Annotated in this window: 23 protein-coding genes; 16 read left to right on the top strand and 7 right to left on the bottom strand. The window is 65.5% G+C overall.

The features are described 5' to 3' along the window. Nucleotides 1-28 precede the first annotated feature (28 nt). The 6 genes from E6C70_RS11230 to E6C70_RS16700 all read left to right on the top strand — a co-directional run bounded on the left by E6C70_RS11230 (nucleotide 29) and on the right by E6C70_RS16700 (nucleotide 9,737). The gene (locus E6C70_RS11230; RefSeq protein WP_136424628.1) at nucleotides 29-649 is read left to right on the top strand and encodes a DUF3159 domain-containing protein; all 621 of its coding nucleotides are present in this window, start codon (nucleotides 29-31) and stop codon (nucleotides 647-649) included. Then, a complete protein-coding gene (locus E6C70_RS11225; RefSeq protein ID WP_136424627.1) occupies nucleotides 649-1,950 on the top strand; it encodes an alpha/beta hydrolase family protein in 1,302 nt (433 codons plus the stop codon). Before E6C70_RS11230 ends, E6C70_RS11225 begins: the two co-directional genes overlap by 1 nt. Before the next feature lie 66 nt (nucleotides 1,951-2,016). After that, a complete protein-coding gene (locus E6C70_RS11220) occupies nucleotides 2,017-2,706 on the top strand; it encodes an alpha/beta fold hydrolase (protein ID WP_136424626.1) in 690 nt (229 codons plus the stop codon). Between the two features lie 585 nt (nucleotides 2,707-3,291). After that, nucleotides 3,292-3,981, top strand: coding sequence for a hypothetical protein (locus E6C70_RS11215; protein ID WP_136424625.1), 690 nt, complete (start codon nucleotides 3,292-3,294; stop codon nucleotides 3,979-3,981). A gap of 252 nt (nucleotides 3,982-4,233) precedes the next feature. Next, nucleotides 4,234-5,802, top strand: coding sequence for a hypothetical protein (locus E6C70_RS17185; RefSeq protein WP_168770932.1), 1,569 nt, complete (start codon nucleotides 4,234-4,236; stop codon nucleotides 5,800-5,802). A gap of 137 nt (nucleotides 5,803-5,939) precedes the next feature. Further along, complete coding sequence (locus E6C70_RS16700) at nucleotides 5,940-9,737, top strand: right-handed parallel beta-helix repeat-containing protein (RefSeq protein WP_168770917.1); 3,798 nt, start codon at nucleotides 5,940-5,942, stop codon at nucleotides 9,735-9,737. Nucleotides 9,738-10,150: 413 nt separating this feature from the next. On the opposite strand, the gene E6C70_RS11195 is transcribed toward E6C70_RS16700, so the two are convergent. Continuing rightward, nucleotides 10,151-11,674: a family 43 glycosylhydrolase gene (locus E6C70_RS11195; RefSeq protein ID WP_136424622.1), complete on the bottom strand. Its 1,524-nt coding sequence runs from the start codon at nucleotides 11,672-11,674 to the stop codon at nucleotides 10,151-10,153. Between the two features lie 266 nt (nucleotides 11,675-11,940). On the opposite strand from E6C70_RS11195, the gene E6C70_RS11190 reads away from it, so the two are divergent. The 3 genes from E6C70_RS11190 to E6C70_RS11185 all read left to right on the top strand — a co-directional run bounded on the left by E6C70_RS11190 (nucleotide 11,941) and on the right by E6C70_RS11185 (nucleotide 12,934). Then, nucleotides 11,941-12,117, top strand: a complete 177-nt coding sequence (locus tag E6C70_RS11190) for a Txe/YoeB family addiction module toxin (RefSeq protein ID WP_407921034.1) — start codon at nucleotides 11,941-11,943, stop codon at nucleotides 12,115-12,117. 66 nt (nucleotides 12,118-12,183) lie between these two features. After that, nucleotides 12,184-12,348, top strand: coding sequence for a hypothetical protein (locus E6C70_RS16695; RefSeq protein ID WP_168770931.1), 165 nt, complete (start codon nucleotides 12,184-12,186; stop codon nucleotides 12,346-12,348). Nucleotides 12,349-12,454: 106 nt separating this feature from the next. Next, nucleotides 12,455-12,934, top strand: a complete 480-nt coding sequence (locus E6C70_RS11185; RefSeq protein WP_136424620.1) for a WapI family immunity protein — start codon at nucleotides 12,455-12,457, stop codon at nucleotides 12,932-12,934. A gap of 9 nt (nucleotides 12,935-12,943) precedes the next feature. Here E6C70_RS11185 and E6C70_RS11180 read toward each other — a convergent pair whose 3' ends face one another. Then, a complete protein-coding gene (locus E6C70_RS11180) occupies nucleotides 12,944-13,573 on the bottom strand; it encodes a TetR/AcrR family transcriptional regulator (RefSeq protein ID WP_268895962.1) in 630 nt (209 codons plus the stop codon). Nucleotides 13,574-13,665: 92 nt separating this feature from the next. Between E6C70_RS11180 and E6C70_RS11175 the strand changes: the two genes are divergently transcribed. Next, nucleotides 13,666-14,322, top strand: a complete 657-nt coding sequence (locus E6C70_RS11175) for a DUF998 domain-containing protein (protein WP_235833403.1) — start codon at nucleotides 13,666-13,668, stop codon at nucleotides 14,320-14,322. Between the two features lie 192 nt (nucleotides 14,323-14,514). On the opposite strand, the gene E6C70_RS11170 is transcribed toward E6C70_RS11175, so the two are convergent. From E6C70_RS11170 to E6C70_RS11160, 3 genes are read right to left on the bottom strand one after another with little or no spacing between them, the layout of a single operon-like run. Then, nucleotides 14,515-14,772, bottom strand: a complete 258-nt coding sequence (locus E6C70_RS11170) for a type II toxin-antitoxin system RelE family toxin (protein WP_136424618.1) — start codon at nucleotides 14,770-14,772, stop codon at nucleotides 14,515-14,517. Beyond that, nucleotides 14,769-15,017 carry a type II toxin-antitoxin system Phd/YefM family antitoxin gene (locus tag E6C70_RS11165; RefSeq protein ID WP_136424617.1) on the bottom strand — a complete coding sequence of 83 codons (249 nt, stop codon included), beginning with the start codon at nucleotides 15,015-15,017 and terminating at the stop codon, nucleotides 14,769-14,771. The genes E6C70_RS11170 and E6C70_RS11165 overlap by 4 nt, the downstream gene beginning before the upstream one ends. Before the next feature lie 56 nt (nucleotides 15,018-15,073). Next, the gene (locus E6C70_RS11160) at nucleotides 15,074-16,495 is read right to left on the bottom strand and encodes a pentapeptide repeat-containing protein (RefSeq protein WP_168770930.1); all 1,422 of its coding nucleotides are present in this window, start codon (nucleotides 16,493-16,495) and stop codon (nucleotides 15,074-15,076) included. Nucleotides 16,496-17,806: 1,311 nt separating this feature from the next. On the opposite strand from E6C70_RS11160, the gene E6C70_RS11150 reads away from it, so the two are divergent. Both E6C70_RS11150 and E6C70_RS17075 read left to right on the top strand, forming a co-directional pair. Beyond that, entirely contained in the window at nucleotides 17,807-18,163 is a 357-nt protein-coding gene (locus tag E6C70_RS11150) for a YybH family protein (RefSeq protein ID WP_136424615.1), read from the top strand. Between the two features lie 669 nt (nucleotides 18,164-18,832). After that, the gene (locus tag E6C70_RS17075; protein ID WP_235833402.1) at nucleotides 18,833-19,060 is read left to right on the top strand and encodes a nucleoside/nucleotide kinase family protein; all 228 of its coding nucleotides are present in this window, start codon (nucleotides 18,833-18,835) and stop codon (nucleotides 19,058-19,060) included. A 252-nt stretch (nucleotides 19,061-19,312) separates the two neighbouring features. Here E6C70_RS17075 and E6C70_RS11140 read toward each other — a convergent pair whose 3' ends face one another. Beyond that, entirely contained in the window at nucleotides 19,313-20,572 is a 1,260-nt protein-coding gene (locus tag E6C70_RS11140) for an NAD(P)/FAD-dependent oxidoreductase (protein ID WP_136424613.1), read from the bottom strand. Nucleotides 20,573-20,749: 177 nt separating this feature from the next. Between E6C70_RS11140 and E6C70_RS11135 the strand changes: the two genes are divergently transcribed. The 4 genes from E6C70_RS11135 (at nucleotide 20,750) to E6C70_RS11120 (ending at nucleotide 23,505) form a co-directional block, all read left to right on the top strand. Then, nucleotides 20,750-21,109, top strand: coding sequence for a GntR family transcriptional regulator (locus E6C70_RS11135; protein ID WP_136424612.1), 360 nt, complete (start codon nucleotides 20,750-20,752; stop codon nucleotides 21,107-21,109). Then, nucleotides 21,106-22,011 carry an ABC transporter ATP-binding protein gene (locus tag E6C70_RS11130; protein WP_136424611.1) on the top strand — a complete coding sequence of 302 codons (906 nt, stop codon included), beginning with the start codon at nucleotides 21,106-21,108 and terminating at the stop codon, nucleotides 22,009-22,011. The genes E6C70_RS11135 and E6C70_RS11130 overlap by 4 nt, the downstream gene beginning before the upstream one ends. Then, nucleotides 22,008-22,766: a hypothetical protein gene (locus tag E6C70_RS11125; protein WP_136424610.1), complete on the top strand. Its 759-nt coding sequence runs from the start codon at nucleotides 22,008-22,010 to the stop codon at nucleotides 22,764-22,766. The genes E6C70_RS11130 and E6C70_RS11125 overlap by 4 nt, the downstream gene beginning before the upstream one ends. Nucleotides 22,767-22,866: 100 nt before the next feature. Then, nucleotides 22,867-23,505 carry an N-acetyltransferase gene (locus tag E6C70_RS11120; protein WP_407921033.1) on the top strand — a complete coding sequence of 213 codons (639 nt, stop codon included), beginning with the start codon at nucleotides 22,867-22,869 and terminating at the stop codon, nucleotides 23,503-23,505. 30 nt (nucleotides 23,506-23,535) lie between these two features. Here the strand turns inward: E6C70_RS11120 and E6C70_RS11115 are convergent, their stop codons facing one another. Continuing rightward, entirely contained in the window at nucleotides 23,536-25,854 is a 2,319-nt protein-coding gene (locus tag E6C70_RS11115) for an arylsulfatase (RefSeq protein WP_136424609.1), read from the bottom strand. Nucleotides 25,855-25,894: the final 40 nt, after the last annotated feature.

Below are 25,894 nucleotides of genomic sequence, written 5' to 3'. Positions count from 1 at the left end.
ACCCATTGACATCACGGAAGGGCTCGTCATGCACGCCGCCAAGATCATCACCAACTTCATACCTCTTGTCGTATTCGGAATCCTGGCCGCATGGCTTCCGATCACCGGCGCCGCCATCGGTGGGCTGGTCGCCGCAGTAGTCGTCGTCATGGTGACGGCGCACGGCGGGGTGGGCATCCTGCCCGTCGCCCAGGCGGTGGTCCTCGCGATCTTCGTCGTCGTCGCCGTCACCGGGGGTCCCGGTGTGGACGCGTGGCTCAGCCAGTGGGGCCCGGGCGGTGTCTCGGTCGTTCTCGGCCTGTTCATCCTCGTCAGCGCTGCGTTCTACCCGTTCACGACGCAGACTTCCCGCGCCGCGGTCCCTCAGGCGTACTGGCACGCTCCGCAGTTCATCGCCCTGAACCGCCGTATCAGCGTGGCGTGGGGGCTTGCCATCCTGGCGTCGGGCGTCGCGCACATCATTGTTTCCGTGGATCCCTGGCTTCTCACAGCAGCCCGGCCGCTGGTTGGATACGGCGTCGCGATTGCCGCCTTCACCCTTGCCTTCCTCTACACCAAGCGGGAAAAGGCGCGCGCTGAGCAGGCCGAGCACGCCCACCCGATGACCACCTCCATTCCCATTCCCGCCAAGACTGAAGCGGTCAAGTAATGACGGCCTCCACTCAAACCCGCATCGACGCCGCGCTCACTCCCGACGAACTGGATCACCACGGCCAAAGTTCACAGACGGTCTACACCGCCGGGTTCGGCAGCCGCCGCGACTTCGCGATCCGTTCCATCCTCGGCAAGTCCGGGCGCGGCGGTGCCGAACCGGGCGAAGTGCTCGCAACCGTCGCGAACATCGCCGACGACGACGCGCTCGGCTGGTTCACCGCGTGGCGGGGCCTTGGCCACAGCATTGCGGATCGGGCAGAAAGCCTTGCTCAGCAAGGACACAAGGTCAGCGCCGCTCGCGCCTATCTGCGCGCCGCGAATTACCTCGCCGTCGCGGTGAACGCTGTCGACGGGGCCATCGTGACCGGTGAGCACTTGCTGCCGACCATGCGCGCTCACATCCGGGCGTGGGAAGGGTTCGTGGATCACACTCGGTGGGACGTGCAACGCGTCAGCATCCCTTACCAAGACGACGTGCGCATGCCCGGTTGGTTCTTCCGGCCGGACAGCTCCGGGACGGCGCGGCCGACTCTGGTGGTCAACAACGGCAGCGACGGTTCCCTCAGCGGATTGTGGTGCCAGGCCGCAGAAGGTGCGCTCGAGCGGGGGTACAATGTGCTCCTGTTCAACGGTCCGGGGCAGCAGTCGATGCTCTTCGAGCGCGGCATCCCGTTCCGCTACGACTGGGAGAAAGTGCTCACGCCGGTCGTCGACCATCTCCTCGGCCGGGACGATGTTGATCCCGGCAGACTCGTTGTCGTGGGAATCAGCCAGGGTGGGTACTGGGTTCCTCGTGCACTGGCGATGGAGCATCGATTCGCCGCCGCTGCCGTGGACGGCGGGGTTGTTGACGTGTCGCGCGCCTGGTTCGACAACCTCTCTCCTCAGCTTCGCAACCTTTACGAGAGCGACCGCGCTTCGTTTGATCGGTATATGGGGCAGGCCATGCAGCAGCCGAGTGCGTCGACTGCGCGCCAGGTATGGGAGTTCCGAGCGCGCCCGTATGGGGTCACCGGGTATGCCGCGGTGTTGGACGAAGTGGCGAAGTACCGCTTGGCAGACGATGTGGCTGCCCTGATCCGCACACCCCTCTACATCGTTGACCCCGACGGGGAACAATTCTTCCCGGGGCAGCCTGCTGAACTCGCCACGCTTGTGCCGACATCTACGCTCGCACGATTCCGGCAGACCGAGGGCGCCAGTTACCACTGCCAACCCCTGGCCCGTGAGCTGACCGAGCAACGGATCTTCGACTGGTTCGACGACCAGCTCGGCAAGATCGCCTTCCACGAGTGAGTCACAGCCGGCGGCCCCCGTCGACGACATCTCGCAGGCGAAGGCTAGACCTGGAAGGGTGTAGCAATGGCAACCTGGGTGCTTATCCACGGCACGCCCCTCACACCGGCTGTGTGGCAGCCTGTCGCGGCTCTGCTCGACGGACCGAAGGTGATGCCTGACTGCACCCGTGTTCCCGGAAGGACAGACGCGCAGAATGCCATTGCGCGCACTATCGCCCCCACCCTGCCAGCGGGTCGGTGGGACGTCGTCGGCCACTCGTTCGGCGGCCAGATCGCCATCGAGCTGGCACTCGCGAACGCGGAAAGGGTGAAATCCCTGACCGTTCTCTGCAGTCGCGATACACCCTTTTCGCCATTCGCGGAGGTCGCCGAAGCCGTCCGCCAGGGGACCGGCCCGACCGTGGCGGCGGGTCTGGCGCGCTGGTTCACTGCGGGCGAAATTGATGCCGATGCCGAGGCGGTGCGGCAAGCTCGCGCGGATCTGGCGGCAGCGACGGCATCCCCAGAGGACTGGGCGAACGCTCTCAGCGCGATCGCAACCTACGACAGATCGGCAGACGTCGGACGGCTCGAAATGCCCACGTACCTCGTAGCCGCCGGCCGTGACTCGGTGTCCACCCCCGCCGTGATGACCGACCTCTCCGCTCGCCTTCCTCGTGCCACATTGCGGGTTCACGAAGACTGGGCGCACATGTCGGCGTTCACCGACCCGCCCGCTCTTGCGAAGATGCTGACGACTTCCCGCAGCGCTTAGTCCCGCCGCAGGGGCTGGAGCAGAGGAACGAGTCGGCGCAGGTCTGCGGAATTCCTGCTCCTTGGAGGCGCGAAGCTGCCTGGTCGTGATGGCGTCGGCATCCGCGCCCATTCGTTTCCCACACGGACTGTTACCCATCAGAACGTGCGGTACCTGCGGCGCCACTCGAGTCGTCCGAGACCCCGCTGCGGCAAACCTAGGACTTTCTAACAGGCGACAGCGCGAGACCTGGCGACAGGATCGACACGGCCCAGGGTGCATCGCTACCCTCACCGGCCGCCGCCAAACAGGCGGGCGACCGTCACTGTCACTCACCATCAGGAGATCATCATGGCCCCCCCGAACATCCACCCGGCAAGTCTCAGTCTCCCGCCGACGCGATCTATTGACATACCGCCCGCAGCGACCGAACTCGCCCCCGCCGCCAAACCGGTCATGAGCCCTACCGCGGCGACCGACCACTCGCGCGATCGCCGGCAGGGGCCCTCGAAGGGGAGAGCGCAACGACTCGCCATCTTGGCCGTAGCAATTGTTGCGGGGCTTCTATCCGGAAGCACGGTCGCTGCGTCGGCGCAAAGCTCCGACGTGGAGGTGACGGCGAACCCGTCGACCGTCGCCGTCGGTGAGGTCGCCCGGGTGACGGCGACCGGCCTGGGCGGTCTGGAGACTGCCGGCTTCGGCCTGAGCAACACCGATGGCGCGTCACTGTCCGCGGACGGCTCGACCTTCGACACCAGCGCCACGTCGCCGGTCACCGACGGCAGCGCTCAGGTCTACTTCAAGGCGAGTGAACCCGGCACGTACGCCGTGGACGTCACGGACGGCGAATCCCCGATCGGCGACACCACCATCACAGTTACCGCCGACGCCCCTGCTGCAGGGGCGCAGCTGACCGCCAGCCCAGGCACCATCACCGCAGGGCAACCCGTGACAATCACCGCCTCGAACCTCGGCGGCCTCGCGACTGCGAACTTCGGGCTCGGCGGCAACTCCGGCGACGCGACCCTCGATCCGGCCACCGCGACCGTCACGGACGGTACCGCGACCACAACGTTCACCGCGTCTGAGCCGGGCACCTACATCGTGGATGTCACCGACGGGGAAACCCCACTTGCCAGTACGCAGGTCACCGTAACCGGCGCAGATCCTGCCCCCAGCATGACCACAACCACCCCTTCCAGCACACCCACGCCCGCGCCAACTGGCACACCCTCGGGGTCGGTCCCATCTGGACCATCGTCGGCATCGCAGCCGTCATCCTCGCGGCGGCATTGATCACCATCCTCCTTGTGCGTCGGCGCCGCACCGGCACCGCTCCGACCACCTGACCAAGCCAATACCGTTCACCCATCTCAGAGGCCGTGCGCGCCCTCTCTACTCAAAGGACCACTGATGTCTGTATCCCTGCCGCCTGGACGCCGACCGCTGGCGGGGCGGGCCCGCCGATCGCTTTCCCTCCTGCTAGCCGTCGGTATGACCGCCAGTTCGCTCCTCGTCGCTGCCTCGGCCGCGTCGGCTGATTCGTCGGTGACTGACATTCCGGTGAATCCGCAACCGTTCACACCCGCTGACGGTCAGCAGGACCTGACAGTTCCCGTCGGCGTGCAAGCTGTGGCGTTCGTCGTGCAAGGAGGCTCCGGGGGAGACGCCAGCCGAGGCGCGACCGGTGGACGCGGCGCGGTGACGGGCGGGCAGTTCTACGTCAGCCCGGGCCAGCAGTTCGAAGTCATCGCTGGTGCCGCTGGCTTACCCGGAGCGGCCGGCTGGGCGGCCGGCAGCTATATCGGAGGCGCGCCGGGAACTCCCGGATGGAATGACTCCGACGGGCCTGTCACCGGCGGGGGCGGCGGTGGCGCATCCGTCATTCTCATGGATGGCGGAACCATCACGGTAGCTGCCGGCGGCGGCGGAGCTGGCGGCAGCGGAGATGCCAGCGCCGTCGGCTCTGGAGAACACCCCGATGGCGGCAACGGCGGCGATGCGGGGGATAGCCCCGCAGCGGGCGAGCCCGGCAGCAGCCTCGCAGGCGGTGGTCAAGGAACAAGAGCCGGCGGAAGCGGCGGCGTGCCCGGCTCCGGCAACGGGTACACCGGAGGAACCGGCGCGGCAGCGGCCACATCTGACGGTCAGACCTGGGGGCAGGGCGGTGGCGGAGGCGGCGGCTCCCCGCTCGGCGGAGGCGGCGGCGGCGTCGCCAGCACCTCTCAGACCTACGGTTCCGGAGGCGGCGGAGGCGCCGCGGGCCAATCCCTGAACTCGGCGGCCGTGTTTGACGGCTCCATCTCCACCGCACTCACCTCCGGGGATGGATCCATCCAGGTCTTCTGGATCACCGACCTCACGCTGAACGTGGTCCCACCCCCACTCGTGGTGACCGCCTCAGAAAGCCCTCACCCCCTCGACGTCACTGTCACGAACGGGACGCAGGACAGCTTCCCTCCCCCAACCGGATTCGTCTCCTGGAGCAGCACGGAACCCTCCGATCAGTTCACCGACGCGGGCGTGATCATGACCAAAGCTGACAACCGAACGCTCAGTGTCTGGTGGAACGGCAACCCGTCCACAACACAGACCTTTTCCGTGGAAGTAGCTCCCGGCCCGGCAGTAGGCCTTGCAATCCTGAACACACCCACCACCGCAACGGCCGGTGAGCAAGTCACCATCAATGTGGCCGGTGTCGACGCGTTCGGGAACCCTTTCGGCGACGCCTCGTCGGAGGCCACCTATACGAGCAACGTCCCCAGCGACACCTTCGACGCGTCCTCACCCAACCTCGTCACGATGACCGCCCTTGGGGAGCACATCATCACCGCCTCCTATGGGGAGCTCATGCCCGCAACCATCACGATCACCGTCACCGCAGCATCCGTTGTCGATCCTCCTGACGACAACGGCGCTCAGCCCGGCGCGGGTAGCACTGGATCGCCACCCTCCGACCGCGCCCAGAAAAGTGCGGCCGCTCAGCTCGCTCGGACAGGAACCACGATCCCCGTGGGATTCATTGCCGTCGGGTTGCTGGCGCTCGGAGGTGGAATGATCTCACTGCTCATCCACCAGCGCCGCAAACGGAGCAAAGCCCACACCACCCCGCGGTGACTGTGGGCATGTTGACCGCGGGCCCTGGCGGAGCGACCCCGCCGGCTCGGCCAGCACCGAGCACAGACCAGGACTGAAACGAGGGTGTCGTCGTGGTGAGCAACTCGGTCCGACCCGGGCGCAAAGGATCGCCAATCATGCTGGATCAGTACAAGGAGCAGGTGTCCGCAATGAGATCGATGAGCAAGAAGGCTCGGTGTTGCTTCGCCGTCATGGTGGCGGTGGCCCTGACGGCAGTGGGTGCGGTTACCTCCGCCGCACCGGCCACGGCAGCGGATGCAACAGTCGGCTGCGACGTCACAGAACTGGTCGCGGGAATCACCCAGGTCGATTCCGGTGGGGGCGGCACACTAACGCTCTCGGAAGGCTGCACCTACTCACTGACCGCCGTCGCGTTCACCGACCCGGACTACGGCCCGGCGGGCTTGCCGTCGCTGACCGCGACCATGAGGATTGTGGGGAACGGCTCCACCATCACTCGAGCTGCGGATGCGCCCGCATTCCGCATCCTGCACATCACGTCATCGGCGACGTTAGCCCTCGAGGATCTCATCATCAGCGGCGGAACCACCCTGGCTGGCTTGCCGGGCGCTTCGGGTGAACCGGTTGGCGACGTCGGTACCGGTGACCCCGGGCTGCCAGGCAACCTGGGCACCGACGGAACTGCGGGCCTTCCCGGCGGCGGAATCCTGAACGAGGGATCCCTCTCACTCACAAACGTGACGGTCACCGGCAACAGCACCGGTGCGGGCGGTCCCGGCGGTTCGGGAGGACCGGGCGGAGCAGGCGGTGAAGGTCCCGATGCTTCCCCGGGCCATCTCGGCCAAGCAGGCAGTGGCGGGCTGGGCGGAGCCGGCGGTGATGGCGGTGCTGGCGGCGACGGTGCAGGAATAGCGCTGTTCAGCGGCGCCACTCTGGCTCTGATGAACTCGCGTATTTCCGCCAACACCACAGGCCCGGGCGGCCCAGGGGGTGTCGGCGGGACCGGAGGTCTCGGTGGCTCCGGCAAACCGAACATTTTCCTCGATCACCACAGCAACGCCGGTGACGGCGGCGGTGCCGGTGCCGGAGGGTCCGGCGGGCGCGGCGGCGACGGCGCCGGAATCAGTAACAGCGGCGCGACTGTCACGGCCACCAACTCGACGATCTCCGGAAATACCGGTGGCATGGGGAACGCGGGTGGCCATGGCGGAACGGGAGGACTAGGGGGCAATGGTCCCGGCGTGGCGTCAGGTACCGGCGGCGACGGCGGTGCCGGGGGAGCGGGTGGCTCGGCCGGCCCCGGCGGCAGCGGAGCCGGCCTCTACAGCTCCGGTACGACAACGCTCAGTGGATCTACGGTCCAGGGCAATTCTGCTGGCGGGGTCTCGGCTTACGGTGGCGCCGGAGGCTCAGCCGGTCAGGCAGGCGTACCAGGCGACAATGAGAACGGCGCGACCGGCGGCGCGGGCGGTGCTGGCGGCAACAACGGTGCGGGCGGAACCGGTGGGGGCCTCGCTTCCACGGGAACCCTCACAATAACGGCCACCACCATCGCCGATAACAGCGGCGGCGACAGCTATCACGCGGACAGCGACACAAATGACCCCACCTCCGGTCAGCCCGGGGCGCCCGGTGCTGTCGGCGGAACCGGCACGCCGTCCCAGGAGGCGAACGCCATCGGCACCATGGGCACAGGCGGACGAGGCGGTGACGGCGCGGACGGCGGAAACGGCGGTTTCGGAGGCGGTGTCGCCGTCTTGGGCGGCACCGCCACGGTCACAGGCTCCACAATCAACGGGAACACCGCCGGCGCAGCGACGTATGGCGGCGACGGAGGCGAGGGCGGCGAGGGCCCGAGGGGTCTGCCCGCGACCACAGGACCCACGGAGCAGGACGGGTCGGGCGGGAACGGCGGTGATGGCGGAAACGGCGGTGACATGGGGATCAGCCGCGGCGGTGGCATATACAACGCCGCTGACCTCACCCTCACCAACTCCACCGTGGCAAACAACACTGTCCGCGGACCGTATACCGGCCAATTCGCCAACCTGATGAACGGCAATGGCGGCAGCGGCAACAACGGCGGCCACGGATACGAGGGCGGGAACGCCGGCAATGGAGGAAACGCGGGCATCGCCCCGGAGGGAGGTGTGATCGTTGACGGCGGCGGCCTGTTCAACCAGGGGGCCGCTTCAGTGGTGAACGTGACTTTCAACGCGAACCACTTCTGCGACTACTGCCAGGACAGCGGATTGGCCACCGGGCTGCTTCCGGGGCAGCCCGGAACGCCAGGTACCGGCGATTTCGATGGCACGTCCGGCCGGGCCGGAGAGGGCAGCAATTCGCTGGTTTGGGGTGGAGACTCGATTTCCACCGTCTCCCCACCTGACGGGGCGGCGACCCTCACGCTCTCCAACGTGGCCGCCGCGCCAGTCAACGACTACGGAATCACTGGCATCTGCCGCATGGCCATCGCGCCGGCCGACGGGGGCGGAAACCTGATCTCGGACACCAGCTGCGGCGTCGCCGGGGGTGGAACGGACCCAGGTCTCAGCCCCGTGGGGCTCGCCGACAACGGCGGACCCACCCAGACCATCGCGGTCCTTCCAGACAGCGCCGCGAAGGACGCCGGCAACGACTCAGTCTGCGACGCCGCTCCCGTGAGCCACTTCGACCAGCGCGGCGTAGGTCGACCTCAGGGACCGCACTGCGATACCGGGGCATTCGAACTCGCCGGTGGGCCACAGATCAACCCATTCGTCGTCACATCGACGCTGTTCATGGCGCTTGGTTCATGCACGCAGACTCTCTGCACGCTTCCCGATGCGGTCGCCGCCGCGAACGCACTCGGAACAGGGGCCACAATCACCTCCATCGTCACCGGCACGATCAACGTCACCGGCCCACTCGCCATCACGAACGACATCGCGATAATCGGACCCGACGCCGAGGAACTGACGATCAGTGGACCCCAGCTCTTCACCGTGAGTCAAGGAGAATCCCTGGCACTCCGTCAGTTGTCCTTCATGGGTGCTCCCGTCGCCAACACCGACCAGCACATGATCACATCGACAGGATCCCTGACGCTCGACGACGTCATGATGATGAACAACGAAGCCATCGGCGGACCCTCGATGCTCTTCAACAACGGCGGGTCTCTCACCGTGGCCAACTCGACACTGAGCAACAACTCGGCGCAGACCATCGAAAATCAAGGCGGGCTGCTGACCATCAGGGGAAGCACCTTCACCGCCAATATCGGGCCCAATCCGGTCATCGCCCAAGAGGGCTTCGCGACCATCGCCAACAGCACTTTCGCAGGCAACGGCACGGTCCTCGACAGCGTCTCCGGAAGCACGACGCTCCTCAACGACACCTTCTCGGGTAACCAAGGCAGCGACGGGGCAGACATCCAACTGAGTTCGACCGGTGCGGTTACCGCCGCGAACACCATCTTCGACAGTTCCTTCTCCGGCAGTTGTTCGGGCAACATCATCGACAACGGCCACAACATGGAAACGGGCGACACCTGCGGACTGGGCAGCGATTCCCGCAGCAACACGTCCCCGCAGCTGCTAGGACTGGCGAAGAACGGCGGGTCGACCCCGACCATGGATCTGGCGACCACGAGTCCGGCGCGCGACGCCGGCGACGATGTCACGTGTCAAGCCGCACCGGTCGACGGCGTCGATCAACGCGGCGTCTACCGCCCCCAAGGCGGGCACTGTGACATCGGTGCGGTCGAGGCCAACGCCCCGCTCGCCGTTGACCATGAATCGCCCGACGCGCCGTCGTCGGGGAACGATGACCGCCCCGCCGCAGAACCGCACACGCGCGGCCTCGCAGTGACAGGCGCATCAATACCCGTGCCCTTGCTCGCTGGCCTAACGGTGATCCTCCTAATTGGGGGAATCGCGATGACCCGATTCGCGCGTCGACACCGGCGGTCGTAGCGGCTCCCACTCGCCACCCGGCGCCCAGGTTACCGACTGCCTGCGCACCCCCATGCCCGACTCCACGGAACCGGACCGCACCACGATCGCGGCACGCCACGTGAGCACTAGCAGAAGGTCTGGGGCAGCAACCTCATCGGGCGGCTCAACTGGGAGTGTGCCGCGCCGAGATCTGCAGATCTTCCCGACCCCTTGAGCTGCTCGTTACTGCCCAACCCCGACAGGCGAATTGCACCACGAGATAGGACCTAACCAACGGCAGGTGTCGGGAGCGGCGACAGTGGCCATTTCAGGTCGTCGGGGTGGCACGGCGGTGCCGCACCGAAAGTTCTACGGCCGGCTTCACCCGCCACACGAGAGCAGGCGAAGAAGGGAGGCGACCGCGTTCTTTTGAACGGATCGCCTCCCTGTGCTTAGTCCCTGCGTATGGACACGTTGTCGATGTTGAGCCACTGACCTCCCGTGCCGTCGAGCCATGCGCCGATGCGTGCCGTCCCCGTCGTTACGGTGAAGGTCACGTTCTTCGTCGCCCATGACGACTGGGCCGCGTTGAGGTCAGTCTGGATCTCCGTCCCCCCGTGGTTCTTGATGGAGAAGAACGCCTTGGTCGCATTGCCGCTCGCCTTGTAGTCGAAGGTCAACGTGTAGGTGCCGTTTGGCAGGGTCACATTCTGAGCGACCCATGCGTTGAAGGCGTTCGCACTCCACAGCGTCAGCTGCCGGTTGGTTACGTCAGAGGAGGTGTTCTCGACCTTGACAGCGCCCGCGGTCCCCGTCGCTGCCCATTGGGGGATCGTCGTTCCTGCGACCTCCTGATCAAATCGTCCGTTCGCGACCTCATTCCAGTCGAGTGTGCCCGATGCGACGTCCACAGAGACGTCAGTTGCACCGTGAAGCGTCGGGACTCCGGCGTCAAAGGTGAGGGGGTACCACGCGTTGCGTCCGATCCCGCCGGGGGCGGGGGTCTTGCCGCCATAGAACTGCGAGTACCGATCGCCGTTGTAAATGAAGGCGGTGCCGTTGGTTCCCGTCACCGGAATGATCTGCTCGAACTGCGTGCCGAACGAGGTGCTGGACGCCGGCTGGTTCACGACGTTCGCCCATGTCGACCAGGTCACGAGGTTGGTGCTCGTGCGATATGCCGTCGGGGTTCCCGCCCAGTCGTTCATGCCGGATGCGAAGAGGTAGTACGTAGATCCGACCTTTACGATGCCGGGAGCCTCATGGTGACCGTAGTCACCCGTCCAGATCGGGGCACCGACCGTGAGCCAGTCGGCCGAGAGTGGGGCAATATTGAGATCGACGTTCCGGGTCTCCGTGCTGTCACGGACGTACACGAGGTAGGCGTTGTCGCCCTCGACGAAGACAGATCGATCTCCGGCGGAGCGGCCCTGCGTGAGCTGCTTTCCCTGATAGGTATACGTGCCCGTGAGGCTATCGCTCACGAAGACTGCCTGAGCGTTCCCCAGGCTCTTTCCTAGAGAGTTGGTGAGGCCCGACGCGACCTCCGCCCAGATGATGTACTTGCCAAATTCTTCGTTGTGGATGAGCTGGGGTCGCCCGAGCCACGCCCCCGTCTTTAGGTCGCCTGTCGTGCCGGACTGTGTGACCAGAGCTTTCTCAAACGTCCACTTCTCAAGGTCGCTCGAGCTGTAAAGATTGATCGACTTGGCGAGCGGGTTGCTGAGGTCGGAACTCTTGTCCATCCCGGTGCCTACCCAATACCAGGTATCACCTTCCTGGAAAACGTTGCCCCCCTGTGCCTTAATCGGGGCCGCCGCCGTGTCGAGCCACACAGTGTCGTTTGCGATGTCGTCATACGGATCAGCGGCCTGAGCGGGTGCCGCCCCGCCGACGGCGACCGCGAGGGCGACCGCGACGGCGGCAGCCCCGAAAAATGGCCTATGTCTCATCGGAAACTCCTTCGTTTCGCGCATGACGGCTCGAGCGCCGGCACGTCGGCACGAGCCTAAAGCAATTGAGAAGAATTTGCATCAAAGCGAAGCCGAACAGTGGTAACTGCAAAACTTTTGAGTGCACGCCGCGATCCAGGCATCTTGGTCCAGTCACCCTGTAGCTGTGCGTGGACATTTCGGCAACGTGATGCCGCTGATTGGAGGCGCCTCGTGGACATCACTGAGCGGTTCCTACAACTGGGTCCGTCCATGATCCTCTCGATCCTGTCGGGAGGCTGCTGTTCAACGTGCTCACGATCGCCGACATCCTCCGCGACGACCCCTTCGAAGGCATCGGAAAACCCGAGCCCCTCAAGCACGCCCTTGCCGGAGCATGGTCACGACGAATCGACGAGGCGCACCGTCTCGTCTATGTAGCCGACGAACGGTACGTCACCATCCTCCAAGCCCGCTATCACTACTGACAGGTTGTCCCCCAAGCCGACCGGCTTACGGACACTGCGATCGATGGCACTTGCCGTGGAGATTCAGTGTCGGAAGTCGTGTACGGTCGCGATGTGGTGGTCTGGTCAGTCGCGAACGGCGGCGCGACGTCGTTGATGCCCGATGTGCTGGGCGGCAACGGCGGTGACATTGTCAGGCTCTCTCAGCGGGATTTTTTCCGTCTGTCGTCGTACTCGTGGCGCACAACGTGAGGCGCCGGCGGCGCCCAAGTTCGACTTCGCAGCAGGACTTACAGACACTTCTAAAACTGTACGATCAGCGATCCATCGCCGGGCGGGTGAACGATACGTTGAGTGCGTGAGACTTGGGTCAGATGACGGAGCCTTCCTCGATCTGATGGTGGCTGGCTACGAGTTCCCTAACGTGCCACGAAGCAGTGACCCTTGGGACGCGAACTGGCTCAACATTCGCGGGTGGGTTCGTTTGGCCGATGGTCGCCAGTGGAAATTCATCCACCCTTGCCTGACGACATTCGAAGCGCGTCGTCTCGCCTCCTGGCTAGCACGGCTGGGCGAGAACGTCACCGCCCCTACGTCTGGCGATGCCAGGTCGAGACTCGATTTCACGGAGTTGCTGCTGGCTTTTGAAGCGGTGCCCACACCCGGCGGCCTCTCCGTCCGCGTCGTGCTGGGATTTGATGCACTACCGCCCTGGCGGCAAGAAGATCAGCGGACCGACCTAGACGAGTACATCGTCTCTATACCGATCGACTCACGACAACTCGCTGCGGCTATTGATCAATGGGAGCGGGACCTCGCCCCATTTCCAGAACGCTGAGGGACCGGTTTACGGGCTGTAGGCGCGTAGGAAGGTGGTAGCTCCAGCTGTGGCAGAGTCGGTGACGCGGTGTGGTTCGAGGGTGCGTGGTTCGAGTAGGGCGCGGTCGAGGGCGGCGCCGAGGACCAGGTATGCGAAATGCTCCGCTGCCGTCCGAGGATCGTCGATGTGCAGAAGACCGAGTTCGTGGTATCGCTCGAGCCGGGCGGCGATTGCCTGCAGTACGGCGGACGGCACTCGTTCGAAGTACTCGGCAGCCAGTTCGGGGAAGATCCGTGACTCACCGATCAGCAGCCTTCTGGTGGCGATGACGTCGGGGCTCAAGACGGCGCGGGCGTGGGTAAGGGCGAAGGCGAGGATCTCGTCGTGGAACTCGCCGACACCGATGTCGGATTCGACGCGTTCCGTGATGAATCGTTCCGAAGTCTCGGTGGAGCGGTGAATGACCGAGCGGAACAGATCGTCTTTCGTGGGGAACAGGTTGTACACCGTGCGCTTGGCGACACCGGCGGCGACGGCAATGCCCTCGACGGTCGAAGCGGTAAAGCCATGGGCGAGGAAATGAGGGAGGGCCGCGTCCAGGATCAGCTCACGGGATCGGGCAGGCCGAGGGTCTCTACGCTGCTCCCGATTCGTCACAGTTTGGTCTGAAGAGGTCGGCACAGGTTACATTATGCACCGGCCAGTGCATAATGTAGGGGTCGCGAGATGTTGAGCCAACAGGTGAGGGAATGATGACGACGACAGCAGCAGCCGATAGCGGCCTGGATCGGGCGGCCGCGGTGACCCGCTCGATGCTCGGGTGGGGTGTCGTGGCGGGACCGTTCTACCTCGTCGTCGGCTTGGTCCTGGCAGCTACTCGTCCCGGCTTCGACTTCGGCCGCGACGCCTTGAGCATCCTGCTGCTCGGCGACCTCGGCTGGCTGCAGGGCCTGAACCTCGTCCTATCGGGGCTGATGACGATCGTCGCTGCGATCGGCTTGGCGCGCACACCGAAGTGGCCGCGTGTGGCCGCCGTGCTCGTTGGCATCTACGGGCTCGGGCTGGTACTCACCGCGTTCGCGGCACCAGACCGGCCCGGAAGCGGTACCGGGACGGTGGCCGGGCTCCTGCACCTGGCGTTCGGAGGAATCGGCTTCCTAGCACTCGGCATCTCGGCATTCATCGCTGTGTCCTGGTTCCGCAGCCGTCACTCGCGTGGCACGGTCTGGTCCCTCTGCGCCGGGATCATCATCATCGGCGCCTTCATCGCCGGTGGTGCGCTCTCGAGCAGCACGATCGGGGTTCTACTCCTTTGGATTGCCGTCGTTGCGGGATGGGCTTGGCTCGCGTACACCTGCTTGGCGGCCTACCGAGCTGTGCCGCACCCGCTCTACTCACGCCGATAACCGCTGCTCCATCCACCCTGACAACAATTGCTCAATCCGCCACGCGCGGGACCACCGAACATGCACGCTTAGATCATCGACGGACAGGGAGGAGGAGATCGCCGACGTGCTGCGCGCCGAGCCCGACCTTGAGGACCACACCCGGCATCCAGAGGGCTAAGCCGCGCCAGATGGCGATCCATCCACGGGCGCTCAGCGGTCATACACGTCGCGGCGGTGGCCGAGGGTGATTACCGCGATGATGAGGATGTCATCGTCGATGGTGTAGATGATGCGGTAGTCCCCGATTCGGACGCGGAGGCCGGAACACCCCTGGAGCGCTTTGGCTCCTGGCGGCCGTGGATTCTCCCCCAGAAGGGCGATCGCCCCGCGAATGCGGTCGCGGTCCTGGTGGTCAATTCGCTTCAACGCGCGAACCGCGGCGGGACGCAGCTCGACCTGGTAGGTCACTTCCAGCCCAGGTCGGCTTTCACCTGAGCCCACGGGACATTGGGACCTTCCTCCGCCATGGCCTCGTCGAACGCCACGACATCGTCTGCGTCTTCGAGTGCCTCAAGCATCCGCTCATACTGCTCGGGACTCACCACAACAGCGGCGCGCTGGCCCCGACGCTCAATGAACACTGCTTCATTCTTCGAGCGATCGATGACATCGGAGAGGTGGTTGCGCGCGTCTGCGACACTGACGATGGACATGAGCTAATTGTACATCTCACCTTCTCGGATGTACATGGATGGTGAGCTGGACGGCGTCAGCCTCTCATCAGCAGACGCCCGCTAGCGGATCCGCATGCGAGACGAAACCTGTCTCGCTGGAGCACACCTGAACGGCCTCCCCGAGCTTCTGAAAGATCGGCGCCGGTGAACTTGGCACCTCGTGCGTCGGCTCCTGCGAAGGATCCGATTCGTGCGTCAGCGTGCGTGAAGGTCGAGTTGCGCAGATCGGCGCCGGTGAAGACGGCCAAGCTCAGTTTCGAATCGTCAAGCTTCGCGCCGGCCATGTTCGCGTTGACGGCGGCGGTGCCGCCGAGTTGAATACCCGACATGTCGACTCCTTCAGCCCGTGCGAACGCCATGCTGCCGACGAAGAATTTGGCTCCAGAGAGGTCTGCATTCTGCAGGGAAGAGTATGCCAAGAAGGCACCTTGCAGGTCCTCCTGCGCCAGCTTCGCTGCTCGGCATTGTGTGTAGGCCTGGATCGCACACCCCCCGATCTTTGATCCTGATACCAGCTGCTTGCCGTTGATGAGAGCGTTGATGGCGGGATAGAACACATTGCTGGCGGGCAGCGGGATGGGCTTAGCGGAGGGATCGGATGGGCTTGTCGCTTGTCCTGGGCACAGCCCCTTTTTCGGGTTCTTGACGTGACCGTTGGGCATCAGAGTGTTGCAGTACACGGCACCGTGGAGGTTCGCGCCGGTCAGGGTGGAGCCGGTCAGATCGGCATTCGCGAGATTGACATTGCTGAGGTTCGCGCCGGTCAGGTTCACACCGTTGATGTCGCTGTCCGAGAGGTTGGCGTTCGCGAGGTCGGCACCAGAGAGATCGGAGCCGATGATGGCGCCGAAATTCGCGTTGAGGCGTTGCAGGTTCGCGCCGGTCAGGTCGGAGTTTGCGATGCTTCCCAGGCGGAGGACCGATCCGGCCAAAGAAAGTTTCGGGGCATAGGCTTCGTTCAGCGAGACGCCGGTCAGGGTTGTGTCGCTGAGATCGGCGCCAGCCAAGGATGCATAGCTGAAGTTGGCCAAGGCGATAGTTGCCCCGTCCAACCGCGCTCCGGTCAGGTCGGCGTACTCGAACAGGGCACCCCTCAACATCGACTTCGACAGATCAGCTGAAGGGCAACTGGCTCTCGGCGCCACGACGCACCCGTTGACGGTGGTGCCATAGCCGACCGGTGGCTGGGTGCCTTGAATGAGCAGCTCGTAGTAAGGATTGTCCGGAGGCACGGACACCGTTGCGGTGTCGGCTGAGTTGCCGGTCGGGCTTGGGGTTGGTGCCGGGCTGAGGGTGTCTCCGGGAATGTTGGTCTGGACAGGATGTGCGGTGGCGGTGCATCCGGTTACCCCCAGGAGAAGGGCGGTCGTGATACCGCCGAGGGTGAGGAAAGCTGCACTGGGTGTGCGCCTCCGCGCCGACGAGCCGCGACGGGACCGCGTGGAAAGACGAGTCATGTTCATAGTCCTTACTGGGTGCTTATACCGGATCGACGAGGGGTTCGCGCGGGTCGGCGATGCGGGATACAGACATCACGTTCACTGCTGGGTTCACTCTGCCAGCGCTCGAGCGGTGCGGTCCTTCGCACCACCCCGAAACAGGTCAGAATTTCTGGTGGCGGCGAGACCGCTGTGGCATTGATTATTCGATGGCTTCGTTCATTCACCTGACGCGCTGACCCGACCATTACCAGCCGACCGAGTGGGAGAGAACCGGGCGCGTGGCAGAAGTGGAGCGCGGAAATGCAGGAGGACCACGGCATCCGGACCGCTGCGGAGCTAGTGACTGCAGATTCCGTGCGTGATTCCGCTGGCGATATCCGGGCGCATCGATGGTCGAAGTCGACTCGATGGAAAAGACTTCACGCAATCTGCCGCCGTCGAAGTCGCCCGGAGTGGCATTACCTGCGGGTGGGAATCAGCACGCGTGGGCGAGCCCGGCGCTGTGCACCGTCGCACCCGGCGAGGCGTTGACGACACCGACTGCTTTGCACCGTTCCGCCTACGAACGCTGGGGCTCACGGTTCCCTCCATCAGTTGGCTCAATCGGTCCGCGGGCAAACGATTCGACGTAAGCGATCGCCGAGGTCAGCGATGCTCTGAGCGGTCGAGCATCGCCGCTGACTTGTGCGAGTAGCGCTCCTCCCTGGAACGCTGCGAGCAGGACGTCGGCTAGTTCTTCGGTGTCGGCTTCGTCTCGCAGTCGTCCTTGACTGCGCATGATCGACAGACCCCGAGCGAATACGCCATGCCAGCGCTCGAAGCCGTGCGCGAGGTTCCCGAGGTTGGCGGGCATCGGCCTCGTAGAGTTCGGCTGCGAGCGAGCCGTAGCTGCATCCACCCCGCCAGGCCTGGCTGCGCTCGACGTACGTCTCGGCCCAGTGCCGGAGCGCGTCGATGCTCTCCAGGCCGCCGAACTCCGGTGACTCGTGCAGTGCCAGCACGCTGCCCGCGCGCCATTCAGGGACGGCGTTTATCAGATCGTCACGGCTTGGGAAGTAATGCGTGAGCTGCGATCCACTGACGGTCGCGCTCCGGCGGACGTCCTCGTTCCGCGTACCGGAACGCCGTGCTCGTAGATCAGGTCCGCTGCCGCCTCGACGATGCGAGCGCGAGTCTCCCTTCCAAGCGCCGACAGGACGGGTTCGCCTCGTTCTGAGCGCGCCAGATCCGAAGAATAGGCCTGAATGGGTTTGACAACCCACTCCCGCGCCGTTCTACTGGCTCCTACAACCCACTGCAGCGTGCTGGAAAGAAGGGAGCCGATGAATGCCCGAATTCGCGCACGAGCCTGCAAGTGTCCCCGAAGATCTGGGTCGATATTTCGTCCAGCGCGCCAGTGACTGCGACGTGGAGGGCCTAGTCGCGCTCTACGAACCGGATGCCGTACTCGCGCTCCCGGGAGGCGCGACAGCCCGCGGCGCCGATGCGATTCGCGCCGCCTACCACGATCTGTTGGCGCACCGGTCCGACTTCCCCATCATCGAGCAGCACCCTGCCATCGTTCTCGGTGATGTGGCGCTCACATCGACACGGACGCCGAGCGCGGCCACGGCCGAGGTCGCCCGGCGCCAGAGCGACGGTTCGTGGCTGTGGATCCTCGATCGTCCGGACGTCACGGCATGATCACCCTCCGTGATAGGGCTTCTCGCGTGGCGTAGCGGTCCGCGCGCGGGCTGTCACCCGTGGCGGGGGCAGCCGTCGCATCTACATCAGGGTCGATCTCTCTCGAGAATTGATGCTGTGCCGCTTCGAGTGTTCAACCCCTGGTCCGAGGCAGATAGCGATAGCGACGGGTCACGGCGGATTCCGCCACCAGGACCCTCTCGCCTGGGGAACCTCATTGAGGGTGTCCGAATACCCGAAAGCAACCCCCGACAACATGTCTAAGTCCGCGAGGGTGGCCGGGTCGCAGTTGCTCATCAGCTGAGGCTCGGTGATGCTGTTCGGATGGAGGTAGCAGAACTCGCTGGGGCGATCGCAAGCCGTCGCGCAGAACGTGGCCGCCCGATTGTCGTGGGGATTTCCGGCTATGGCGGCGCAGGAAAGTCCACGCTCGCGCGGAACCTGCTCGGGCTGGTCCCAGGGAGCGTGCGGATGAGAGGCGACGACTTCCTCGATCCATCGCGGTCGCACCGTCGATCGACGGATTGGGATGGGGTCGAGCGGTCCCGCCTCGTCAGGGAGGTACTCGGGCCGTTCCGCGATCGTCAACCGAGCATGTTCCGGAGGTTTGATTGGAGTGCCAGAGCACTCGGTGATCCGGAGCCGATTCCGACCGGGGAGGTCCTCATCGTGGATCTCATCGGTCTCTTCCATCCTGAGGCGGTCGGAGCGTTGGACCTCACGGTCTGGTGCGATGTCGATCTGGCGACCGCTCAACGTCGGGGCATGCGGCGCGACTCGGCGCTCGGGAGGGATCACTCGAGTTTGTGGAACGAGGTCTGGGTGTCGAACGAGCGCGACTTCGATGAGCGTTTTGGGCCGGCGTCGGCGGCGGAGATCCGGATCCCGATGCCCTAGACGGGCGCGCGTGCGCGATAAGCGGCGCTGCAGAAGTGGACAATTGGTTGATGCCCTAGGCGGGATTGCCCCGGTCTGTGTCTCGTGTTGGCTGGAGCAGATATCGCGCTCGCACCGCAAGCGGTCACGATCCCCGTACGCCGAATCCGGTACCGGGGTCCTCGCCATCGCGGCTGCGATCGTCCCACCCGTCATGCATCCGGTGCCTGGGCGCTGCTGCCCGTCGGCGGGTCGGGGAGCACGGCGGCGCGGTCAGCCGGCGAGCACGGCTCTCGCCACTCGATCACCGGACACGAGGGCTCCCTGGATCGACGCGGTGTCGCGGTAGTCGCCGGCGATGAAGAGTCCGTTGTCCAGGCGGGCGGGGTGCGTGAGGCGCAGCGGCGGCAGTTGCGCCGGTAGGGCGTCGGGGATGTCGTCGCGCCTCAGGAGCCGCCAGCTCGAGACATCCGCGTTCCAGATCTCGCCGAGCTGGCGTCGGACCTCGCTCTCTCGAGGAATCGCCTCCGCGTGCGTGGTCCGAGCATCCGGCAGCAGACAGGTGGCCTGGATGAGGTGACTCCCCGCCGGAGCGTAGCGGGGCGCAGCGTTGGAGATGACGACCGTGTTGACGATCGGGCCGTTGCGGCGGCCATCGACGGAGATCAGCGCAGAGGTCGTGGGCGCGGTGGTAGCGGCGAACCACCAGGTCTGCAGGCCTTTCGTCGCGGGCCGCGGAAGATCCGATAGGTCGCTGGTGGCGCCGGGGCCGACCGCGACGACGACCTTCTCGGCGCGGAGGGTGTCGCCATCCGTCACGTCGACGTCGAACCGATCGGCGCGACGCGTCATGCGCTTCACGCGCGCTCTGAGTCGCACCTGCGCACCGCCGTCTTTGGCGGATGCGGCCAGCTGCGCAGGCAGCGCACCGATACCCGCCGCCGGCAGACCCGGCCGGCCGATGGCGAACATTCGCGCCAGAAGTCGGGCGAAGGCGTCGGAGGTGTCACCCCGGTCGTCGGCGAGAACTCCGGCGAAGAATGGCTCCAGCACCTCGGTGCGCACCGATCCGTGCAGGCCGACGCGGTCCCAGCCCTCCTGGAGGGAACGGTCGCTTCCGGTGATCACCGATCGAGGACGCGCCACTGCCGGCAGCGTCCAGCGGAGCAGGGCTGCAGCATCGCGGATGGAGACCATTCCGCTAGCGAGCGTGCCGAAGCCCCTGATGGGATGCCGGAGCGGGTGGTGCAGCTCGACGATCCCGTTCTGTCGGCGCACCCGAACCCCGACGGGGAACGGCTGCAGGCCCAGGGTGTCCAGGTCGACCCAGCGTTTGACAGCCGGGTACGCGGGGTTCAGGACGTGGAAGCCGCGATCCAGCTGGAAGCCGTCGAGCAAATCCGTGCGCTCGCGACCTCCGACCGCGTCCTCCGCTTCGAGGACGAGCACCTGACGACCCGCCTCCGCGAGACGTACCGCACAGCGCAGCCCGGCGAGGCCTGCGCCGATGACGACGACATCGTGAGCTTCCACACTGTCACGATAGGCCCCACCGCATCGAGGCCGCTTCGAGCCCGTTCGCGTGCGGGCGCCCTGGAGGCGAGCCGGTTCGAGAACTTCTTGACCACTCGGCAGATCGGCGCTAGCTTAGTTACATCAGTAACTAACCAACGAACCAAGCACGACGAATCGTGCTTCAGACAGGACGGCATGGACGACTCGCGTCCACTCTTCATCCAGATCGCCGAACGCATCGAGAACGACATCGTGGACGGCGTGTTGGAAGAACACGCCCAGATCCCGTCGACCAACGAACTCGCGGCGTTCTACCGCATCAACCCCGCAACAGCGCTCAAGGGAGTGAACCAACTCGTGGAAACCGGAATCGTGGCCAAGCGGCGCGGCATCGGCATGTTCGTGACCGATGGGGCCCGCGCCCAGCTGATCGAGCGTCGCCAAGCCGACTTCGCCGACCGGTACATCCGTCCCCTCATCATCGAAGCCGAGAAGCTCGGAATCGGCCCCGACCAGCTCGCGGCCCTCGTCCGCTCGGAAAGGATCGAATCATGACCGACACGGTCGTCCGCGCCAGCGGACTCAGCAAGCGCTACGGCAGCTTCACGGCGGTCGACGCCGTCGACTTCTCGCTCGAGGACGGGCGCATCTACGGTCTCCTCGGGCGCAATGGCGCCGGGAAGACCACCATCATGCAGCTCCTCACCGGCCAGATCTTCCGCAGCGGCGGCCAGCTCGAGGTCTTCGGCCACGAGCCGGCCGAGCACGCGGATGTCCTGCGCAGGCTCTGCTTCATCGCCGAATCGCAGCGCTATCCCGACGATTTCACACCGGCGGACGCGCTCACCGCGGCTCCGTGGTTCTACGAGAACTGGGATGCGGGCTTCGCCCAGCGTCTCGTCGCCGACTTCCGGCTGCCGCTCAAGCGTCGCATCAAGAAACTCTCTCGCGGCCAGCTCTCCGCCGTCGGTGTCATCGTCGGCCTCGCGTCTCGGGCGCCGCTGACATTCTTCGATGAGCCGTATCTCGGCCTCGATGCGGTCGCCAGGCAGATCTTCTACGACCGGCTGCTGGCGGATTACGCAGAGCACCCCCGAACGATCGTGCTGTCCACGCATCTGATCGACGAGGTGGCGAACCTGCTGGAGCACGTGATCCTCATCGACCACGGACGCATCCTGCTGGATCGCGATGCCGACGAGGTGCGTGGCTCCGCCGCCACCGTCGCAGGCCCGGCTGCGGCCGTCGAGGAGTTCGTCGCGGATCGGCCGGTGATCGGGCGTCAGTCGCTGGGGGGTCTGGCATCCGTCACCATCGACGGTGCCCTCGATCGCGACGACCGATTCGCCGCAGCCGAACTCGGCCTCGAGATCGCTCCCGTGTCGCTGCAGCAACTCATCGTCCACCTGACCGGGCACGACCTGACCGGCCCCACCGCCGAGGAGGAAGCGGCATGACCACCACCATCGACCGGCCGATCGCACACACGGCCACCCGCGCCCGCGCCCACGACATCTGGCGCATCGTGCGCCTGCACGCCCTCAAGCCATCGGTCTTCGCGGGAGTGCCCCTCACCATCCTGGGCGGAGCGTGGGCCGTTTCACTCATCGTGGGTGTCATCCTGCGGCAGGCTGGAGGCGTCGGCGATATCGACGGCATGCGGTACAGCTGGGCGGTCCTTTCGCCGCAGTGGTACCTCGCCGTGGTCGGCGTCCAAGTGGTCGGGCTCACGTTCTCGTTCGCACTCGGATTCGGGGCGACGCGCCGTGACTTCTGGCTCGGCAGCTCGCTCGTGTTCGTGCTCGCCTCGGCGGCCTTCGCCGTCCTCATCGCAACCCTCGTGCAGGTCGAGATCGCGACCAGCGGATGGGGTCTCGGCGTGCACATGTTCGACGCGCTCTGGTACGGCAGCGATTGGTGGCTCGACTTCTACACGACGTTCGCCCTGCAGTGCCTCGTACTCTTCATCGGCGCCAGCGTGACGACGGTCTACATGCGCTGGCGCATCCGCGGAATCGTCATCATCGCCTTCGCCGCGATCGCTCTCGTGCTCGCCGCCGTCGCGATCGTCACCGGTACGGCGAGCTGGCCGTCTGTCGGCGCCTGGTTCGTTGGCCTGAGCATCGCGCAGGTCTTCTCGCTCATCCTCGCCGTCGCCGCGTTCTTCGCCGTCGCCGGCTATGTGGTCATCCGCCGCGCGACTCCCCGCTGACGAAACGCGGTCGCTGCGTTCGCAGGGATGCCGCTGGATCCGCGGCCTTGCCCGACGGGGCGGAGGTCGGCAGACTGGCGCACAACGCAAGGGGGCAGCCGTGGATGCAGAAGACGTGCCGACCGGGGACCGGTCCAGCACCGATGAGCGGGCGACGGGCAACCATGTCATCAAGCCGCTCACTCCGGAGACATTCCCGGCGTGGCTGGCACTCGCGCAGAAGCACAACGGAGTCTGGGGCGGGTGCTACTGCACCTACTTCCACGACGACACGGAGAGCACGGCCAAGGACGACTTCGACCGACCGACCTTCAAGCAGCGACTGGTGGAGGAAGGCATCGCGCACGCCGCGCTGGTGTTCGACGGGGACGCCGCGATCGCGTGGTGCGAGTACGGCAGCCCGGCCGAACTGCCGGGCATCTACCACCGCAAACAGTACGACGCGGGCGAGACGAGGCCCGCACCGTGGCGCATCACCTGCTTCTTCGTCGACCGTGATCACCGACGTTCGGGAGTAGCCCGAGAGGCGCTGGATGGCGCGCTCGAGCTGATCGGGCAGGCCGGCGGTGGCGAGGTGGTCTCGTTCCCGAACGAACTTCTTCCCGGCAAGAGGACCTCGTCGTCGTTCCTCCACAACGGTACGAGGGCCATGTTCGAGAAGGCGGGCTTCACGTTCGAACGTCACATCGGCAAGAGCAAAACGGTGATGCGCAAGACGATCCCGTCGGCGCGCGGCTGACGTCGTCGGACGACGGGGCATCGCGCTGTCCTACTCACGCGAGAGCATGGCGCGGGCTTCGAGTTCGAGGTCGAGGTACTGCTCGCCGCTGACATCCACGGCGACTCCGAGCAGCTTGCCACCGCGGAATGGGAACGGATTGGTGTACTGCCGGCTCACCGTGTCGGCGCTGTCGTAGCCGACGCAGAGGCCGTCTCCGCAGAGGGTGAACTTGCCGATCTGCGCCCGCATCGGGCCTTCTGCGACCACCTGGTCGTCGACGTACAGCCGGCAGGTGCCCACGGATTCGCCGTGCTCGCCAGCCGACTCACGTGTGAACTCCATCCCGAGCGCGTGCGGGCCGGGGGTCAACCGCTCGGACGTCAACGTCTGTTCGGGCGGGATGCCCAGGAAGTTGTAGACGTAGAAGAGCCTGCCGTCCTTGATGAAGAGGGAGTGACCGCCGAATCGTGAACCGTGGGCAAAGATCACGCCCTCCGCGTCCTCACCGAGGTCGGCGTCCGCGATGATCTTGAACGAGCGCCCACGCACGCTCACAGCGACGCTCTCGGGTACCGCGGCTGTGTTGGGGTAATAGACGTAGCGCTCGCGCGTCGGCTCGGCCTGCGGACGCGGTTCGGTGAGCACCTCGCGCGCGACCCGGTCATCCAGCGGCAGCACATGGTTGCGGTCGGCCTCCTGGAACCAGACGCGGATGAGCTCTTCGAGCTTCTCGGGCTCCTCGGCGGAGAGATCCCGCGACTCCGACCGGTCCTCGTCGACGTTGTACAACTCCCAGCGGTCGTCCTCGAAGTCGCCCTTGCCGCTGATGGGCGCGTGCACGGCTGCGGCCTTCCATCCGTTCTGCCAGATGCCGCGCGTGCCGAGCATGGAGTAGTACTGGGTCTTCTTCTCGGTGGGGCCATCCGCCTCGAAGCTGTACCGCATCGAAATGCCGTCGAGAGGACGCTGCTTCACTCCCCGGTAGGTCTCCGGCATCTCGATGCCGATGACGTCGAGCACCGTCGCGACGACGTCGGTGGAGTGATGGTACTGGTGGCGCACCTCGCCCTTGGCCTCGATGCCCTTCGGCCAGTGGATCACCATCGGGTCGCAGGTGCCACCGGCGAACTGCGAGTACCGCTTGAACATCTGGAAGGGTGTGGAGAACGCTGCCGCCCATCCGGTCGGGTAATGGTTGTACGTGTCCGGGCTGCCGATCTTGTCGATCATCGCCAGGTTCTCCGCGACATCGTCAGGGAATCCATTGAAGAACTTGTTCTCGTTGACGGACCCGTCAGGACTGCCCTCTCCGGACGCTCCGTTGTCGGCGCAGTAGAACACGATGGTGTTCTCGAGCTGTCCGGTCTCGTCGAGGTAGTCGATGATGCGACCGACCTGGGCATCCGTGTACTCGGAGAATCCCGCGAAGACCTCGGCGAAGCGCGAGAAGAGTCGCTTTTCATCGGCGCTCAGTTCGTCCCACGGCCGCACGTAGTCACCCGGGTTGGAGACGTCGTCGGGCAGCGGGTTCAGCGGAGTCATGGCCGTCCCCTCGGGAAGGATGCCCTTCTCGATCATGCGCTGAAGCACCCACTCGCGATACGCCTCGTAGCCGTCGTCGAAGGCTCCGCGGTACTTCTCGATGTACTCCTCGGGAGCGTGGTGCGGCGCGTGATTGGCGCCCGGGCAGAACCACAGGTACCAGGGCTTCGACGGATTCGACGATTGCTGATCGCGCAGGATGGTCAACGCCTGGTCGGCGAGGTCCTTCGAGAGGTGGTACCCCTCCTCAGGCGAGTAGGACTGTTCGATGAAGTGGTTGTCCTCGACGAGGTCGGGGTACCAGTTGTTGGTCTCGCCGCCGAGGAAGCCGTAGAAGCGGTCGAAGCCCATCTGCAGAGGCCACTGGACGCGACTTCCCCCACTGGAGACGTCCTCCTCCGGCACGTTGTGGTTCTTGCCGATCCAGAAGGTGCTGTAGCCGTTGTCCTGCAGGATGTGGCCGATGCTCGCGCACTCCTCGGGAATGCGGCCGGAGAACCCGGGGAAGCCGTTGGTGCCCTCCATGATGACGCCCATGCCGTTTGCGTGATGGTTGCGTCCGGTCAGCATCGTGGACCGGGTGGGCGAGCACAGGGCGGTGGTGTGCCACTGCGTGTAGGTGAGTCCGTTCGCGGCGAGCCTGTCCATGGTTGGCATGTTGATTCGCCCGCCATACGGCGACCACGATGCCAATCCGGTGTCGTCGTACAGCACGACGAGGACGTTCGGCGCACCTTCCGGAGCCTTCCGCAACTCGAACGGCGCCCAGTCGGGGACCGAGTCCCTCACATCGAGCTCGATCCTGCCGGTGAAGTCGTCGGTCATCTCTGCGTCCCCTCGCTCCGGTCGCGGCGCCGATACCGCG

Origin of the sequence: Orlajensenia flava (assembly GCF_004801905.1) — a bacterium.
Taxonomy (GTDB): Bacteria; Actinomycetota; Actinomycetes; order Actinomycetales; family Microbacteriaceae; genus Orlajensenia; species Orlajensenia flava.
This window is presented reverse-complemented; position numbering and strand designations above follow the sequence as displayed.

Coding starts and splice junctions, on each gene's coding strand:
- E6C70_RS11125 (WP_136424610.1), top strand. CDS start 22,008: ATGACCACCACCATCGACCGGCCGATCGCACACACGGCCACCCGCGCC.
- E6C70_RS11175 (WP_235833403.1), top strand. CDS start 13,666: ATGATGACGACGACAGCAGCAGCCGATAGCGGCCTGGATCGGGCGGCC.
- E6C70_RS11225 (WP_136424627.1), top strand. CDS start 649: ATGACGGCCTCCACTCAAACCCGCATCGACGCCGCGCTCACTCCCGAC.
- E6C70_RS16700 (WP_168770917.1), top strand. CDS start 5,940: ATGCTGGATCAGTACAAGGAGCAGGTGTCCGCAATGAGATCGATGAGC.
- E6C70_RS11130 (WP_136424611.1), top strand. CDS start 21,106: ATGACCGACACGGTCGTCCGCGCCAGCGGACTCAGCAAGCGCTACGGC.
- E6C70_RS11160 (WP_168770930.1), bottom strand. CDS start 16,495: ATGACTCGTCTTTCCACGCGGTCCCGTCGCGGCTCGTCGGCGCGGAGG.
- E6C70_RS11135 (WP_136424612.1), top strand. CDS start 20,750: ATGGACGACTCGCGTCCACTCTTCATCCAGATCGCCGAACGCATCGAG.
- E6C70_RS11220 (WP_136424626.1), top strand. CDS start 2,017: ATGGCAACCTGGGTGCTTATCCACGGCACGCCCCTCACACCGGCTGTG.
- E6C70_RS11165 (WP_136424617.1), bottom strand. CDS start 15,017: ATGTCCATCGTCAGTGTCGCAGACGCGCGCAACCACCTCTCCGATGTC.
- E6C70_RS11150 (WP_136424615.1), top strand. CDS start 17,807: ATGCCCGAATTCGCGCACGAGCCTGCAAGTGTCCCCGAAGATCTGGGT.
- E6C70_RS11115 (WP_136424609.1), bottom strand. CDS start 25,854: ATGACCGACGACTTCACCGGCAGGATCGAGCTCGATGTGAGGGACTCG.
- E6C70_RS11195 (WP_136424622.1), bottom strand. CDS start 11,674: ATGCGCGAAACGAAGGAGTTTCCGATGAGACATAGGCCATTTTTCGGG.
- E6C70_RS11230 (WP_136424628.1), top strand. CDS start 29: ATGCACGCCGCCAAGATCATCACCAACTTCATACCTCTTGTCGTATTC.